The organism is Marinoscillum sp. (assembly GCF_040222955.1).
In the GTDB taxonomy this organism is placed as follows: domain Bacteria; phylum Bacteroidota; class Bacteroidia; order Cytophagales; family Cyclobacteriaceae; genus Marinoscillum.
Window position 1 is genome coordinate 42860 of the sequence record NZ_JAVKCA010000003.1, and the last position, 14959, is coordinate 57818.

14 protein-coding genes are annotated in these 14959 nt (G+C 49.0%); 6 read left to right on the top strand and 8 right to left on the bottom strand.

What is annotated here, in order from left to right:
• The first annotated feature begins 192 nt into the window (after positions 1-192).
• Positions 193-1683: a hypothetical protein gene (locus RIH33_RS00780; RefSeq protein ID WP_406651052.1), complete on the top strand. Its 1491-nt coding sequence runs from the start codon at positions 193-195 to the stop codon at positions 1681-1683.
• Between the two features lie 4 nt (positions 1684-1687).
• On the opposite strand, the gene RIH33_RS00785 is transcribed toward RIH33_RS00780, so the two are convergent.
• The 3 genes from RIH33_RS00785 to RIH33_RS00795 form a co-directional block, all read right to left on the bottom strand.
• Positions 1688-2743: an NAD(P)H-dependent glycerol-3-phosphate dehydrogenase gene (locus RIH33_RS00785; protein ID WP_406651051.1), complete on the bottom strand. Its 1056-nt coding sequence runs from the start codon at positions 2741-2743 to the stop codon at positions 1688-1690.
• Positions 2721-4397 carry a 1-acyl-sn-glycerol-3-phosphate acyltransferase gene (locus RIH33_RS00790; protein WP_406651050.1) on the bottom strand — a complete coding sequence of 559 codons (1677 nt, stop codon included), beginning with the start codon at positions 4395-4397 and terminating at the stop codon, positions 2721-2723. Before RIH33_RS00790 ends, RIH33_RS00785 begins: the two co-directional genes overlap by 23 nt.
• 69 nt (positions 4398-4466) lie before the next feature.
• Positions 4467-5372 carry a PhzF family phenazine biosynthesis protein gene (locus RIH33_RS00795; RefSeq protein WP_406651049.1) on the bottom strand — a complete coding sequence of 302 codons (906 nt, stop codon included), beginning with the start codon at positions 5370-5372 and terminating at the stop codon, positions 4467-4469.
• A 124-nt stretch (positions 5373-5496) separates the two neighbouring features.
• On the opposite strand from RIH33_RS00795, the gene RIH33_RS00800 reads away from it, so the two are divergent.
• Positions 5497-6471 (top strand): polyprenyl synthetase family protein, encoded by a 975-nt coding sequence (locus RIH33_RS00800; RefSeq protein WP_406651048.1) that lies wholly within the window; start codon positions 5497-5499, stop codon positions 6469-6471.
• A 205-nt stretch (positions 6472-6676) separates the two neighbouring features.
• Positions 6677-7105, top strand: coding sequence for a peptidylprolyl isomerase (locus tag RIH33_RS00805; RefSeq protein ID WP_406651047.1), 429 nt, complete (start codon positions 6677-6679; stop codon positions 7103-7105).
• A 64-nt stretch (positions 7106-7169) separates the two neighbouring features.
• On the opposite strand, the gene RIH33_RS00810 is transcribed toward RIH33_RS00805, so the two are convergent.
• From RIH33_RS00810 to RIH33_RS00830, 5 genes are all read right to left on the bottom strand, one after another.
• On the bottom strand, positions 7170-8141 hold the full coding sequence (locus RIH33_RS00810; RefSeq protein ID WP_406651046.1) for a GlxA family transcriptional regulator: 972 nt from the start codon (positions 8139-8141) through the stop codon (positions 7170-7172).
• Entirely contained in the window at positions 8138-9469 is a 1332-nt protein-coding gene (locus tag RIH33_RS00815; RefSeq protein ID WP_406651045.1) for a DJ-1/PfpI family protein, read from the bottom strand. The genes RIH33_RS00810 and RIH33_RS00815 overlap by 4 nt, the downstream gene beginning before the upstream one ends.
• A gap of 115 nt (positions 9470-9584) precedes the next feature.
• A complete protein-coding gene (locus RIH33_RS00820; RefSeq protein WP_406651044.1) occupies positions 9585-10805 on the bottom strand; it encodes a hypothetical protein in 1221 nt (406 codons plus the stop codon).
• The gene (locus RIH33_RS00825) at positions 10802-11236 is read right to left on the bottom strand and encodes a ubiquinol-cytochrome c reductase iron-sulfur subunit (protein ID WP_406651043.1); all 435 of its coding nucleotides are present in this window, start codon (positions 11234-11236) and stop codon (positions 10802-10804) included. Before RIH33_RS00825 ends, RIH33_RS00820 begins: the two co-directional genes overlap by 4 nt.
• Positions 11237-11238: 2 nt before the next feature.
• Positions 11239-12429 carry a di-heme oxidoredictase family protein gene (locus RIH33_RS00830; protein ID WP_406651042.1) on the bottom strand — a complete coding sequence of 397 codons (1191 nt, stop codon included), beginning with the start codon at positions 12427-12429 and terminating at the stop codon, positions 11239-11241.
• Positions 12430-12630: 201 nt separating this feature from the next.
• Here RIH33_RS00830 and dinB point away from each other — a divergent pair, with 201 nt between their 5' ends.
• From dinB to RIH33_RS00845, 3 genes are all read left to right on the top strand, one after another.
• Positions 12631-13839: a DNA polymerase IV gene (gene dinB, locus RIH33_RS00835; protein WP_159584800.1), complete on the top strand. Its 1209-nt coding sequence runs from the start codon at positions 12631-12633 to the stop codon at positions 13837-13839.
• A 62-nt stretch (positions 13840-13901) separates the two neighbouring features.
• Positions 13902-14531: a Uma2 family endonuclease gene (locus tag RIH33_RS00840; RefSeq protein ID WP_406658479.1), complete on the top strand. Its 630-nt coding sequence runs from the start codon at positions 13902-13904 to the stop codon at positions 14529-14531.
• 8 nt (positions 14532-14539) lie between these two features.
• A partial coding sequence (locus RIH33_RS00845) for a Uma2 family endonuclease (protein ID WP_406658478.1) occupies positions 14540-14959 on the top strand: 420 nt, incomplete at its 3' end.

Below are 14959 nucleotides of genomic sequence, written 5' to 3' on the forward strand. Positions count from 1 at the left end.
AGTAAGCTACAAAACAGGACGTGCAACGCGGTTGGCAGGGAAGGGGCGTGTTGTGAGAATGTTAAGAATTGCAACCATATGTGCCATATGTGCTAAAAATGGTCTTATTTAGAGTAGCCAACAGGGTTTGTTTACCGCAGTTTGCGGGTACAGCACCTGTGGATTAGTAAAGTCGAATTCTACCAGCGGATAATGGATTTGATTCGAGAAATGGTCAATGTCGTGGAGCAGGACCGACCGAAAACGTTTAACCTACTCATTCCAAGGGATTCAAAGCTTAAGAAACTCTATAAGCTGGTGGCTGCTGGTGGCTTTTTGGATGACGTCTCCGCTGCCAGTAAGTTGTACCAGAGCGATCCCGGAGACAAGCGCTTTATCATGCTGAAGGGCAGCCTCATCAATAAACTGTCGGAGCTTATTCTGGCCACCAACCATTCCGAACTCAACCGGAGGAATTACACCAAGATCAAGTTTCAGTGTGAGCGCCAGATGACCATCGCCAGGAAGCTGCTGTATGTAAATGTCTACCACAATGCGGAGCGCATCGCCCGGCGGGTGCTGCGGAAGGCACGCAAGTATGACCTTATAGAGGTGGAGCTGGAGTGTTTTCTCACCCTCAGAAAGATCAATTACCTGAAGGGTTTTACCAGCGAGGTGGAGAAATACCAGCAAGCCGCCACCGGACTGATGGAGCAGGCCAAGGTCATGGATGTCTCCAAAGGGTTGGTGCAGGTGGTACTTTCGGAAACTAAATTTGTCCGGTCACAGTCGCATACGCTGGTAACCAAATGCAGGGCTTACATGGAGGAGCTCAGCACTTATCATGAGCGGTACGAGTCTCCTTTTCTCAGGCTATACTACCTGCGTGTGGCCCTGGTAGCGGCCCATCAGCAAAATGACTTTGTGGAGTGGGGACGGGTGCTGGAGGCAGTCAGGGCTCACCTCAAAGCGTATGCCCACCTGGAGACAGAGCATGTGATGCTGGAGGTCAATATTTCTTCCCTGAAATACTTCATCGCCACGGCTGAGCTGGGCCAGGCAAGGCCGGTACTCAAAAAATTGATTAAGAGCACTTCTTTCGAGGCGTTTAATCGGTTTGAGGTGCTGGTGGAGGAGTTTCAGTTGCTGATGCATCGGGGTGCATATGGTGAGGCGCTAAAGCTATTGGAGATGGTGCATGAGGAGCCCAGGTTTCTGGAGCTGGACAAAATGGATCGGGCGGCGTGGGCCATCAGGTCGGCTTATCTTTTTATGATCGGTCACATGCTGGGCGAGCCCATGAAGGTGCCGGGTTTTGACTTTAAGAAACTACACAAGTTTTATCACGACTGTGCCCCGATCTCCAAGGACAAAACCGGCTACAATTTGCAGTTTGTGATCGTGCGGGTCATCCTCCTGCGCCTGAAAAACACTCTGGAGTATGACAGTGAGGCCAATAACCTCAAAGTGTATTATCAGCGGTATATTAAAGAGAATGCGTTGCCGCGCACCCGGGCATTCTATCAGTGTTTTGTACGGTTGGTCAGGGAGCGGTTTGAGGAAAAGGCGTTTTACAGAGAGCGTGATGAGCTCATCAAAAACCTGGCGGACTATAATGATCACCTGGAATACAATGAATTGATCAGATTCGAACTGCTGATCCTGCTGATGGAGCAGCTTACCAGTACCCGAAAGGAGGAGTAGGGGTTTACATAAAATCTATCTCCGCCCGGAAGGGGAACTTCATCAGGTACTTGTGGGCATCATCCACGGTCATTTCCTGATTGATGATGCGGTAGAGCGTCTCTGTAATGGGGCACCTTACTTTATAAGTCTGCGAGAGCTCATTAATGATCCGGATGGTTTTCACCCCTTCGGCCACCTCTTCCATAGACGCTATGATCTGATCGATGGTTTCTCCTTTGGCCAGTCGGTTGCCCACGGTAAAGTTTCTGCTCAGGTGGCTGGAGCTGGTGGCTACCAGGTCACCCACACCCGCAAGTCCCAGAAAGGCTTCTGCATTGCCCCCCAGGGCTTTGCCGATGTGTACCATTTCCACCAGGCCGCGGCTGATAAAGAGGGCTTTGGCATTTTCGCCCAGTTCCAACCCGGCAATGGTGCCTGCGCCTACCGCAATGATGTTTTTCAGGATGCCACAGAGCTCTATCCCAATAAGGTCATTGCTCCCATAGATCAGAAACCGATCGTTTTTAAGCAGGTTTTGTCCTACCCTGATCACCTCATCGAAGTGACTGGCCACCACTGTAGCGGCTGGTTTTTTCTCACTGATCTCCCGGGCCAGGTTGGGACCAGCCAGACATCCGATCCGTACCACTGAGCTTTCTTCTTTGATCACCTCACTCATGGTGCGCACATGCTCACGCGAGAGTGGGTTTTGTGTATCAATTTTTTTGCGATCCACATTGAGGTCAAAGCCCTTGGTGCCGTGGATGAGTATGTGATAGGGCCGCAGAAACGGGGCCAGCTCTTTCATCATCGACCGGAAGTTAGCAGAAGGAACCACCGGAAAGATGACATCACAGGAAGTGCCAATGTACTCCAGGTCGTTGGTCACTTCCACACGATCGTGCAGCTGATGTCCGGAGCTCTCCCGGGTAGAGTTGAGTAACGCTGCCTTTTCGGGTGTGCGCGCGTAAAGGATGACGCGCTGGTTTTTTTCGGCCAGGATATTGGATACCGCTGTACCGAAGCTACCCGCACCGATAACGCCTATTGGCTTTTCAGATGTGTTTTTCGAGCCCATAGCCTTCCATTCTGTTGTGGTAGTAATACAATGTATTCATATCCTGAATGATGATCTTATCGCCTTTTTTGATCAACGGGCGCTGAGCATGGTACATTCCCACGTTGGCCAGGCCATGCACGATGGCCTCATCGGCTTTTTCCTTCAGGTGCTGTGCGGCACCCACTTTTCCTTTTCTTTCCAGCTTCAGTACGCGCTTTCGCAGCTTTTTCCAGGCTTTCTTAAATTCCTCATAGTCCAGGATGAGGTCTTCATCCGGCAGTCTCAGCAGATTGTACAGGTCCAGTTTGGGATTTTTTCTCTCCAGCATTTTGAAAGCCGTGTAGGCCACCAGATGACTGGCAAAAACCCGGTTGTATTTATGGTATTCCTCTACGATGCGCTTCGCCAGTATCCGCACATACTCATGCTCACGCTGCAGGTCCACTGTGATTTTCCCCTGTGATATGAAATAGTCTTTAGGGTCTATGGGCTGGTTGGCAGCATCCACACTGTTACCTTCATTGTCCACATAGTTGCCCAGGATGTCCATCCCGCGGCCTATGCTCACGGAGATGTTGGAGCCTTTGGTGAAAAACTTCAGCAGAAAGGTAGCAATCTTGTAGGATGTGGTAAACTCATCTGCCTCCTTATAATATCGCTCCTGTCCGGTACGTTTCAGGTGCTCATTGATCAGTGCCGGTGCTTCCAGAGTAAAGTGATAGTTGATCACCACAGGTACCAAAAAGATCTTTCTTGCGGGCTTATCGGGCGTTTCCTCCTGATACATAATCCGCTGTGCTTCGATGGCCGTGCTCATCAGGCCTAGTTTCAGTGCTTTTTCTATCTGGCCGGATCGCGAGCGCGTTCCACCCGGGAAAAACAAACTGTGACAGCCTCTTCTAAGCGCCTGACTGGAGTAAGTCTTGAGGGTTTCCAGGTACACAGGGTTTTTCTTTCTTCGGTCCACTTTGTAAGCTCCCAGGCTATTCATGAAGTAGGCGAAAATCTTCAGGTTGAAGAGGTTCAGCCCGGCGCCATAGATGAATGCGGGCAACCCCAGAAACTGGATCACCCAACCGATCAGGATGGAGTCCAGGTTACTAAAGTGAGTAGGTACCATCACCACGGTGCCTCTTTTGGCCAGCTCGCGGATGTGTTCGGGTTCGCCCACGATGTTAATTTTATCGTCCAGGTCCAGTTGTCGGCTGAACAGGGAAGCAAAGCCCTTCACCCGGGTGGCATTGAGCAGTCGTGCAAAGCCAAACGTGATGAACCCACGGGCAAACCGGTATGAATTCTTCTTGAAATTACCGGCAATCTCTTCGGCGTATCGGCGAATGATCTCCGTCAGCAGGCCTTCTTCTATGGCTTTGGCCTCTTCAGGGGGTAATGCGCTGCTGTCACCGAGTCGGTCCTGGATGCTTTTCCAAAAGGACTTTTCATCCTTTGGGTCTACCCTCCACGGGTTGGCTTTGATGCGAAGCTTTTCCCTGTACACGGTCATCTCCAGTTCTTCGCGCAGCGATCTGCCACGGGTGATGTGTTTCAGGTTATTGAATGACTCGGTGGTTACTTCTTCTATAAATTGCTTTCGGTCCTTAGCCAGTTGCACGATGGGCCACTGCTTTGTCCGGGGTATAATTTCAGAATATCTGGCTTTCTGTCTTCTCATTCAAAAGAGATTGTGATCTACTTAGCTTTAGGCTGGTGTTTTTTTATGGATGCAAGTTAGGGATAAATGCTACATCAGTTCTAAAAAGTGGAAGCCTTTACCCACGAAGACACATTTCCCACCCACTTTCACAGCGGTGATGTTGCCCTGGCTGTCTGTGTCAGCATCCAGATGGAGCTTGCTGCGGCGGCCCATCTCACATCCCTGCAGGCTCAGTATGGGCCCGGAGACCAGCTGGTGTTTGGTGAGGTAGCTGATGAGGGGGCCGTTGGCAGATCCGGTAGCCGGGTCTTCCAGTATGCCTACTTCCGGTCCGAACATGCGCCCTTGTACATCGCCATCCTTCACGCCTGTTTTGGTGAAGGTATACACGATGGATTTGTTGAATTCCGAGCGCAGATTGTCCCACAGGTGTGGTCTGAACCGGATCTTTCCCAGGGCTTCTACCGATTTTAGCGGAACTATGAGGGTATTGTTTCCGCAGGAGACCTCCTCGATGGGTAAATCATCCAGGTCCTCGACATCCAGGGAAAGCAGCTCAGCCACCTGCCAGGCTTTTTCGTTGTGTGTTGGGCCAAAAACTGGCAACGGATGATGCATCGTCACCATGGCAGGGTGATGGTCTTCAAATTCCACAAACACATCCACGGCCCCAATGGGTTGGTTCAGCGTGATTTTTAATGATCCTTCTTTGGCAAGATTATGCATCCTGGCCATGTAGTATGCCGTACCTACTGTGGGATGTCCGGCAGTAGGCAATTCCTTTTCAGGAGTAAAAATCCGCATGGAGTAGTTGCTGTTTTCCTTTGGAGGGAAAAGAAAGACTGTTTCGGACAGGTTCATTTCTCTGGCAATTTTCTGAAACAGGTGCTCATTGATCGTACTGGCATCAGGAAAAACCGCCAGCGGGTTTCCACCATATTTTTCGTCTGTAAAGACGTCCAGAAGATAATATTCAGCTTGTTTGATGCTCATAAGCGGATTTGATAAAAAACGAGGTAAACTAAAAAACCCTTCGAGTATAACAAAAGGTTAGATCACAAATAAACAGATTTGTAATGCAGTTGCGAGATGTTAATATTGCAGCTGGATAATTCACATGCCCATACAACTCAAAGATATACAAGAGCCGGTAGCTGCGGAAATGTCAGAATTCGAACAAAAGTTTCGAAAGAGCATGCGCAGCAACGTAATGCTACTGGATAAAATCACCAGTTACATCGTACGTCGCAAAGGAAAACAGATGCGGCCCTTGTTTGTGTTTCTGAGTGCCGGGGCCGCTGGTGGGATCAATGAGTCCACTTACAGAGGAGCTTCGTTGATCGAACTGCTCCACACTGCCACACTGGTGCATGACGATGTGGTGGATGATTCCCACTATCGTCGGGGGTTCTTTTCAGTGAATGCCCTTTGGAAAAATAAGATTGCTGTATTGGTGGGGGACTTTCTGCTTTCCCGGGGATTACTCCTTTCTCTCAATAATGATGATTTTGATTTGCTCAAGATTGTCTCCAATGCGGTGAAGGAGATGAGTGAAGGGGAGCTGCTACAAATGGAAAAAGCCCGAAAGCTGGACATCACTGAAGAGGTGTATTATGACATCATTCGTCAGAAAACGGCCAGTCTCATTACGGCCTGCTGCCGGGTGGGGGCCTCCTCTGCCGGAGCAGACCCGGAGGTGGTTGAGCGCATGACGCAGTTTGGAGAAAATGTGGGAATGGCTTTTCAGATCAAAGATGACCTGTTTGATTATGGGACATTCGAAATAGGGAAGCCTACCGGAATAGACATTAAAGAAAAAAAGATGACCCTGCCGCTGATCTACGCCCTCAATCAGGTGGGGAGGTCTGAGAAGAAGCGCATCCGCCGAATGATCAAACGAAGCGCTGATGAACCTAAGCTGGTCAACGAGGTGATTGACTTTGTGAAAGCCTCTGGAGGCATCAAGTATGCCACGGATGTGATGACCGATTATCACCAAAAAGCCAATAAATTGTTGGCTGAATTACCCGAATCGCCCTATCGAAGATCCCTGGAGCAGTTGGTTCAGTTTACCATAGATCGCACGAAATAGCATGTTTCCCAGGGTTAAAGTATTGAATTTCAATGCATAAAAATGCGATTTTGGTTTTAAACCCTCCCTCATTTATTAACTTTGCGGACTCAAACCGGTTATAACCGGTAGAATGTCAGGTTGCAGCTGCTATTGATCCATTCCGGAGTGCCTAGTGTCTTTGTCTGGCCAGATAAAAATTTCAAAAAAAACAATAACAACAACTATGAGTATTGCAAAAGCGAATGATACCGTGAAGGTACATTACACCGGAAAGCTTACTAGCGGACAAGTATTTGATTCATCTTTGGAGCGTGATCCCCTTCAGTTTACAGTAGGTGGAGGCCAGATGATCAAAGGCTTTGATGAGGCTGTAAATGGCATGGCCATCAGCGAGAAAAAAACCGTGACCATTCCTTCTGCGGAGGCATATGGTGAGAGAAATGAAGAGTTGATTCAGCAGGTGCCCCGCACAGAGCTGCCAGCAGATATGAAACCTGAAGCTGGTCAGACTTTGGTGGCCACCAATGATAACGGTCAGCAGACCCACGTGATCGTACAGGAAGTAACTGAGGAAGCGATTACCATTGATGCCAATCACCCATTGGCAGGTCAGGATCTGATCTTCGAAATCGAATTGGTAGAGATCGTATAATCACCAGAATATTAAATTAATCGAAACCTCACCTGGTCTCAGGTGAGGTTTTTTTGTGCCATACTTAATAAGCAGCATGCTCTGGATGTCTGGAGGGCGGGTAATTGTATTTACGTTTCCAGAGCCTCCTGAACTGTCTTTCGTCCTGAAAGCCACATTCCCCGGCAATGTATTTCTGGGTATAGCTGGGGTTGTGCAGGAGGTGGGCTGCCAGTTCCAGTCGCATCACATCTTTGTAGTCCTGAATGGTCAGGCCAGCATGTCTCTTGAAAAGCCTTGTCAGGTTTCGTTCACTTACACAGAATCGCTCTGCTATTTCCGTGAGGGTTGGGTTTTCATTGATGTGGTTGATCAGGTAGTTCTGTACCTGATGTATGGTGGGGTTGAAATGCGTGCGGTAGTCCAGGTAATAGCTCTTTTGACTCTCTGTTCCGCTTCTGCGAACATACACCACCATTTCTCTGGCTACATACGCAGCAGTAAGCGGGCCGCAAATCGTTTCTACAATAGACAGTGCCATGTCTATTCCGGAGGTCATGCCCGCGCTGGTATAGATTCTTCGGTCTTCTTCAAAAATTTTGTTGGCTTGCACCCTGGTTTTTGGGTAGGCCTGTTGCAGGTAGTCCACACATTTCCAGTGGGTGGTACAGCGCGTATGGTCCAGCAAGCCTGCCTTTGCGAGGATCAGCGCTCCGGAGCAGACAGAAGCGATGGAAACTCCTTCCTGGTGTTGCTTTTTTAGCCAGGAGAAGAGCCTTGTTTCCTCCTCAGATAAAGGTTGGTCCCGGTAGCTGGTGAAATCAATGCCCGGGAGGAAAATGAAATCCTCCCGGGTGAGTTCCAGGTGGTTGAAGTCTTCTAAACCACCCAATTGAAGCCCCTGCTCACTGATGGCACTGGCCTGAAGGCCGGCATATCGGAGTTCAAAGGTGTTTTTATCTAACCGGTCAGCTTCATAAAAGACCTGTGCCGGACCTGCCAGGTCCTGAAGGTGCACTTTGGGTAGTATGAGGAAGACAATTTTTCTTTGATTCATTTGGAGGCATATTGGGTTGCTATTTGCTCCAGCATTTTGGTGGCGTTGGTGTTTTCCGGATTGAGCTCCAGGGACTTGTTGTAGTACTTTCGGGCCATCGGATAGTCTTCGGATTTCAGGTAACCTTCGGCCAGGCTGTCCCACGCATTCCAGGATTTGGGGTAGGCTTTTACGTTCAGTTGGAAGATGCCAAGCGCCGTAGGCAGATCTGCGTGGTACAGGTACCTGTATCCCAGGACATTGAGTGCACTCTCGCCGAAGATTTTCCACCCGGGATACTTTTTCTGCCAGGTTTCGAAAGATTGGGCAGCTGTTTCAATTCCATCTTCTTCGATCAGGCTGATAAATTCCTCTTCTGTAGGAGGCGTGTCATTTTTGCCAGTTTTCCGTGAGACTTCTGTCATGCGATCGAAAGGAACAATTGACCAGGGATACAGTTCACTCAGCCGCTTAAATACCATCAGGCTTAGCTCCGACTGATTATTTTCCAGCAACTCATCAGCGTAGGCTTCCAGTTCGCCAAAATCCACTGCCCCGGCAGTCACACAGTTAAGTTCTTTTTCAAAGTCTGAGAAATCCGACTTCATGCCGTCACGGCTTTTGGTGGTGACCGACAGATTTTTGAGTTTTTTGATGGCCTCATTTTCATACGCCATGAGCCCCTTGTCTGGAGACCAGTGATCATACTCCATATACCGTGCTACCCCGCGTGCTGCTTTGAGCCCGGCGATGCGTTGGATCATGTGCAAAGCCCCCTCGGTGCCAGAGGACACCCCGCCCGATGTGATAATATGCCCATTGTCTACAAATTTTTCTTCTTCTATGACAGTGACTTTGGGGTATCCGCTTTTCAGCGAGGCAATTGATCCATGGTGGGTCGTCGCCTTGAGTCCATCGAGTAAGCCCAGCTTAGCCGGCACAAAGGCACCTGTGCATACAGTCAGAAGGTTGTCGGTTTTCGGCTCCAGCTCTTTCACCCAGGCCATGAACTTCTCGTCATTCAGCAGTACGCCGGTCCTGCCGCCGGGAATCACCAGGATATCGATCCGCGGGGCATCATCGATGGAGTAATTGGGGTTGATGCTGAGAAATGTCTGGCTCACCACCGGATCCTTGGTCGGGGCCACGGTGAAGACTTTAATATTGGCCACGTCGTTGGACCGGGACGCAGCAGCGAAGACTTCTCCCGGGCCGGCAAAGTCAAAAAGCTCTACACCTTCGTGTACCACGATGGCTACGTTGTAGGTTTTTTTCTGTTGGGCATCGGCCGGGTTAAGTTGGCTCAATAGTGCCAATGAGATCAGGTAATGAAGAGAGTTGGGACGCATATTTCAATAATTTAAGTGTTTATATCGATTTTGAAATATGTTTACGGTCATTTTTCGCTTTTGCTATACAATGACCTGTATTACCCTCTGGTTGGCCGGATGTGTCCGATGCATTTTAAAAGTAAGAGGATATCCCGAATTGCACCCCCGCAATACTAGCTGGTGGGTTACCCAATATGTCCTGTTGCCTCATAATCCGATAATTAAGTCGAATGACCGTTTGGGCTGTAGGTCTGAAGCTCACCGCAGGTACCACGGCCCAAATGTCATCGGAGATATTTTCGCCTGTTTCCCTAAAACTGCCAACGTTCCAGTCTACATACTCCAGTCGGCAGGCTACATTGAGTGTTGCTTTTGTGAATCCCAATATGGTCCTGTTCAAAACAGGCTGCACAATGTCTATGAACCCGCCGTGCTGTTGGTTTCCATATTGTTGGCTATATGATGCGGGCACGTCCACCCATATCCATGCATACTCGCCCACCAGGTAAGTTTTTGTTGGGGTCAGCGTGGTGTTGAAGTCCACAGCCCATACATCAAGCCGCCGCTTGTTTTCCAGAACAAGGCCATCCTCTGTATGTGTATTGTAGATGCCTCCCATGTAAGAAAGGCCAATCTCATTGTTTTTGTATCTCAGGCCAGTTTTTAGGGTAATCAGCGGTTCACCATTATTGGTCTCCTCAAACCGGTCGGCATTGGCTTTGGATGCCGGCAGAAACGTTCGGTTTTGGTCATTCTCTATGATGGCGTTGTTGAACCCATTGGTGAGATACCCCTCATAGCCGAATGCCCAGTCGTTTTGGTAATGTTTGCCATAAATGCCAAATCCCACATTGCTCCAGGTGGCAGGGAGCATTTGCTCTGCACTGAGCGGACGGTCCACAAACTCCCATTTTGGGCCGTCATGGTTTTGGTTGAAAGCCCCAATGGGGTTCATGATCACCCCGCCACGGAGGTTGAGGAGGGGGTGAAAATTAAAATCCAGCGCGGCAAACTCTATGGCGATTTCCTTTCCTCCTTCTTCCAGCTCCAGTTCGGTCAGAAACTTGATTTTCTGATGGATGGCAGAAGACATGAAGATCGTTAGTCGCGGTATTCTGAATGAATGCCCCTCGGTAAGCCCGTCTTCACCCATGTACTGATAGTCTGCTTCTATGTACCCACCTACGGCTATAGGGGTTTTCCCAACCTGCAGAAAGGGTCTGTTATAGACTGCATCCATATTCATGCCGGTGATGGTGGAGTCTTTCGCAGCTTTTTTAAGCAACGAGCTATCTACCTGTGTCCAGGCTGACAATGAACAAATGAGTAAAGTGATGCTGTATAAATATCTCATCTCAGGTCTATTTTGATTTGGTTGAGGTCTGTGGTTGTTGGGAAAGTTCTCAGTGGCTGATCTGCGGGTCCGTTTTGCAATGCTCCGGTATTGGAAAACTCACTGCCGTGGGCGGGACACTGCAGCCTGTCGCCATAGGCCTGTAGCTCTGTGCCCTGATGGGTGCATCTCATCCAGATGGCGGTATATTCGTTTTCGGAAAGCCTGTAAACACATATGGGATAGCTGAGCTCTTCATTCTGCACGATGAGGTACTTTCTGTAGCCTCCCTTTTTTTCATTAGCAAATTCACTTACGGGAATGATAAGAAAGGAGTCGGAAATGGGAACACTGATGTGCCGTGTACCTACGCAGCCTGCCAGAAGGCTGGCGCCGCTTACCAGACTCAGGCACCCGATCCCGCAGGTTTTGATAAATTTTTTTCGTTTCATACCTATAGGGATTCCAAAAATTTCAATAGCGCCTGTTGATCACTTTCCGCAAGGGCCTGAAACGCCAGTTTACTTTGTTCGGCTTCACCACCGTGCATATTGATGGCTTCAGAGATGCTGTTGGCTCTGCCATCATGCATCAGGAAGTACTGGCCCCCCTGTGAATTGGGAGACAGACCCAGGCCCCAAAGTGGAGGAGTCCGCCACTCATAAGTTTCGGCACTACCTTCTGTTGCGCCATCATCCAGCTCCGGGCCCATGTCGTGGAGGAGTAGATCTGTATAGGGGTAAAAAAGCTTGTTGGACAGGGCTGCGATATCTGATGAGGGGGTTTTCCACTCTGGGATATGGCAACCGGAGCAATTGATGTTTTCGAAAAGCTGTCGTCCTGATGAGATGACTGATTCTTTAGGGCTTCTTGGGATGGGAGCTTTGAGTGTACGCAGGTAAAAAACCACATCTCGCACCGTTTGGTCGCTCACTTCCGGATCCAGCGTGAGGCCGGTATAGGTATCTGTGGGCTCGAAGGTAGAGGTGATCCCCATGTCCTGGTTGTAAGCGCTCACTGTTTGGTGGAGGAGGTCTACCGCGGCTGCTTTTTTTCCAAATCGGCCTATGACTTTTCCATTGAGTGGAGAGTGAAACCACTGCTGTTCAAAATAGGGAGGTGGACTGACGTAATTGGGTACTCCGGAGATGCCGTCATTGTCCAGGTCATCGGGATCAGCATGGTCCAGGATTTGCGCATCCGTGATGGCCGAGAGCAGCCCCAGTCCGGTAACAGCCGGCGGGGTGAAGTTCATGAAGGGTGTGCCTTCCGGTATTCGTTCTGGCTCGAAACCGGGAAGCGCCCGGTGTTGCAGTTGAGGAGCGCCTGGTGACTGATGCGGGGCATCGGGTGCGGTTTGCCCAAACCTGGTGAGCGTGGTGAAGGGATGACCTTTGCCGTCACCGGCATGGCAGCTGCCACAGGAGGTAGCCACAAAGAGTGGACCCAGCCCATTTTCGGCGGTGAAGACCTCATCATTAAAAGCGATATCACCCGCAAGGAACTGTTTGTTTTGAGCGTGAGTGAGCTCTGCCATCGGGCCATCCAGTAAGTCGTGCTCTTCAGGGGCTGGAGGTATGAGGCTTTCACAGCTTCCCAGCAAGATCATACAGTAGACGGTGATGAATGATTGAGTGTACTTCATTTTGAAAGTATTTAGAATTACAATATTATTAATTTAGACTTGCCTAAAAAAATAATATAGGAAGTTAATTTAATTTTTTATTGGATATCTAATCGAAGCGATTGAGGGTAAGAGGACGGGGAACTGGAATTGGAGGAATTATTTCCCATTTAAAAAACTAATATAATTAGTTTTAATACTAAAAATATTAGATTTGCAAATATGAATTCTATTCTGCATCTGGATCTTGATACGTTCTTTGTCTCTGTGGAGCGATTAAAGAATAGTGCCCTTGTGGGTAAACCTGTGTTGATCGGGGGGACGAGCGATCGGGGAGTGGTGGCGGCCTGTAGCTATGAAGCCAGGCGATTTGGGGTGCATTCGGCCATGCCCATGAAGCTGGCACGGGCGCTGTGTCCGGAGGCCATCATTGTGCGGGGAAATTCTGCTGATTACACCAAGCACTCCAAGATGGTGACGGATATTATTCAGGAAGCAGTGCCGGTGTTGGAGAAGAGTTCGATCGATGAGTTTTATGTAGACCTCACGGGAATGGACAAGTTTTTTGGAGCCTGGAAAATGGCTACCGAACTGCGTACCCGCATCGTGAAGGAGTCAGGGTTGCCTATTTCTTTTGGCCTTTCGGAAAACAAGACGGTCTCCAAGGTAGCGACTAATGAAGCCAAGCCGAATAACCACCTACGGATAGATTACGGCCAGGAGAAGCCTTTTTTAGCACCCCTCTCTGTGAAAAAGATTCCAATGGTGGGAGATAAGACCTACAGTAAACTGATGAGTCTGGGTGTGCGTAAGATCTATACATTACAGCAGATGTCGGTGGACCTGATGGAGCGGGCGTTTGGGGCCAATGGAGTCACCATCTGGCGCAAGGCCAATGGGATCGACTATTCTAAAGTGGTGCCGTATTCTGAGCGAAAATCAATTTCCACGGAGCGTACCTTTGATCGGGATACCATCGATGTGGTGAAACTCAAAGGAATTCTGGTGGCCATGACAGAGAATCTCGGGTTTCAACTGAGGCGGGGAGAGAAGCTGACTTCCTGTATTACCGTGAAGGTGCGCTATTCAGATTTTAATACCTATACGTTGCAGGCCAAAATCCCCTATACGGCGGCTGATCATGCGCTTATACCTAAAGCATTGGATTTATTTGATCGGTTGTATAACAAGCGACTGCTGGTTCGGCTTATCGGGATTCGCATGAGTGATCTGGTGAATGGTTTTTATCAGATAGACCTCTTTGATGACAGTGAGGAGCAGCTCAATCTCTACCACGCCATGGATGCCATTCGGGATAGGTATGGAGACCGGTCTGTGATGCGTGCCTCGGGTATGCTGGCGAAGACCATCGGCAGGTGGAATCCTTTTACCGGAGAGCCACCCCCACTTTTGGCGAATAGGAGGAGGTAGAGAATGCTGACTCATGGGAGATGTGTGAAAATAATTTTAAAACGTTTTATCTTTAAACTAGCATGGCTACGCCACTATATAAAGAAAAAGAACCCAGTATAGACGATATTTCGCTTCTCGAGCCGGAGGCCACGTACTCCTATGCCGATTATCTGAAATGGACGTTTGAGGAGCGTGTAGAGTTGATCAAGGGAAAGCTTTTCAGGATGTCTCCTGCGCCGCGGAGGACTCATCAGGAAGTTCATTCCAGGCTTCATGTGGAGATCGGTGGTTTTTTGAAGGGAAAATCCTGTCATCTGTATTCTGCTCCTTTTGATGTTCGCTTTCCTGAAAATCAGGGAGATAAGGATAATCAGACTTTTACAGTAGTTCAGCCGGATATATGTGTGGTTTGTGATCCAGTTAAACTGGATGATGCCGGGTGCAAAGGTGCACCGGATCTGGTGGTGGAGATTCTTTCACCAGCTACAGCGTCCAGGGATCTCAATGAAAAATACCACCTCTACGAAGAGCATGGTGTGAAGGAGTACTGGGTAGTGTATCCAGGTGAAAATGTGCTTGAAATCTACGATCTCATCGAAGGGCGGTATGTCTCCCGGGGCAAATTTGTGCGAGAGAATGCTGTCGATTCTAATGTATTGAAAGGGCTTAAGATTGAGCTTTCGGATGTTTTTGAAGAAATAAACGGCTAAAAGTAGATATGTCCGCATACGAACCAAATGAAATTCTGATTGATGATATCTCCCTGCTGGAGCCGGAGGCCACGTACTCCTATGCTGATTATCTGAAATGGACGTTTGAGGAACGTGTGGAGTTGATCAAGGGAAAGCTTTTTAGGATGTCTCCTGCGCCGCGGAGGACTCATCAGGAGATAGGAGGGGCTATTTTCACCGAGTTGCATCATTTCTTGAAAGCAAAGAATTGCAGGGTTTATCATGCTCCTTTTGATGTTCGTTTCCCCAATCTCACCAATGATCCGGACGACCAGACCTTCACGGTAGTTCAGCCGGATATATGTGTGGTTTGTGATTCAGCTAAGCTGGATGATGCCGGGTGCAAAGGCGCACCGGATCTGGTGGTGGAGATTCTTTCACCAGCTACAGCTTCCAAAGATCTCAAT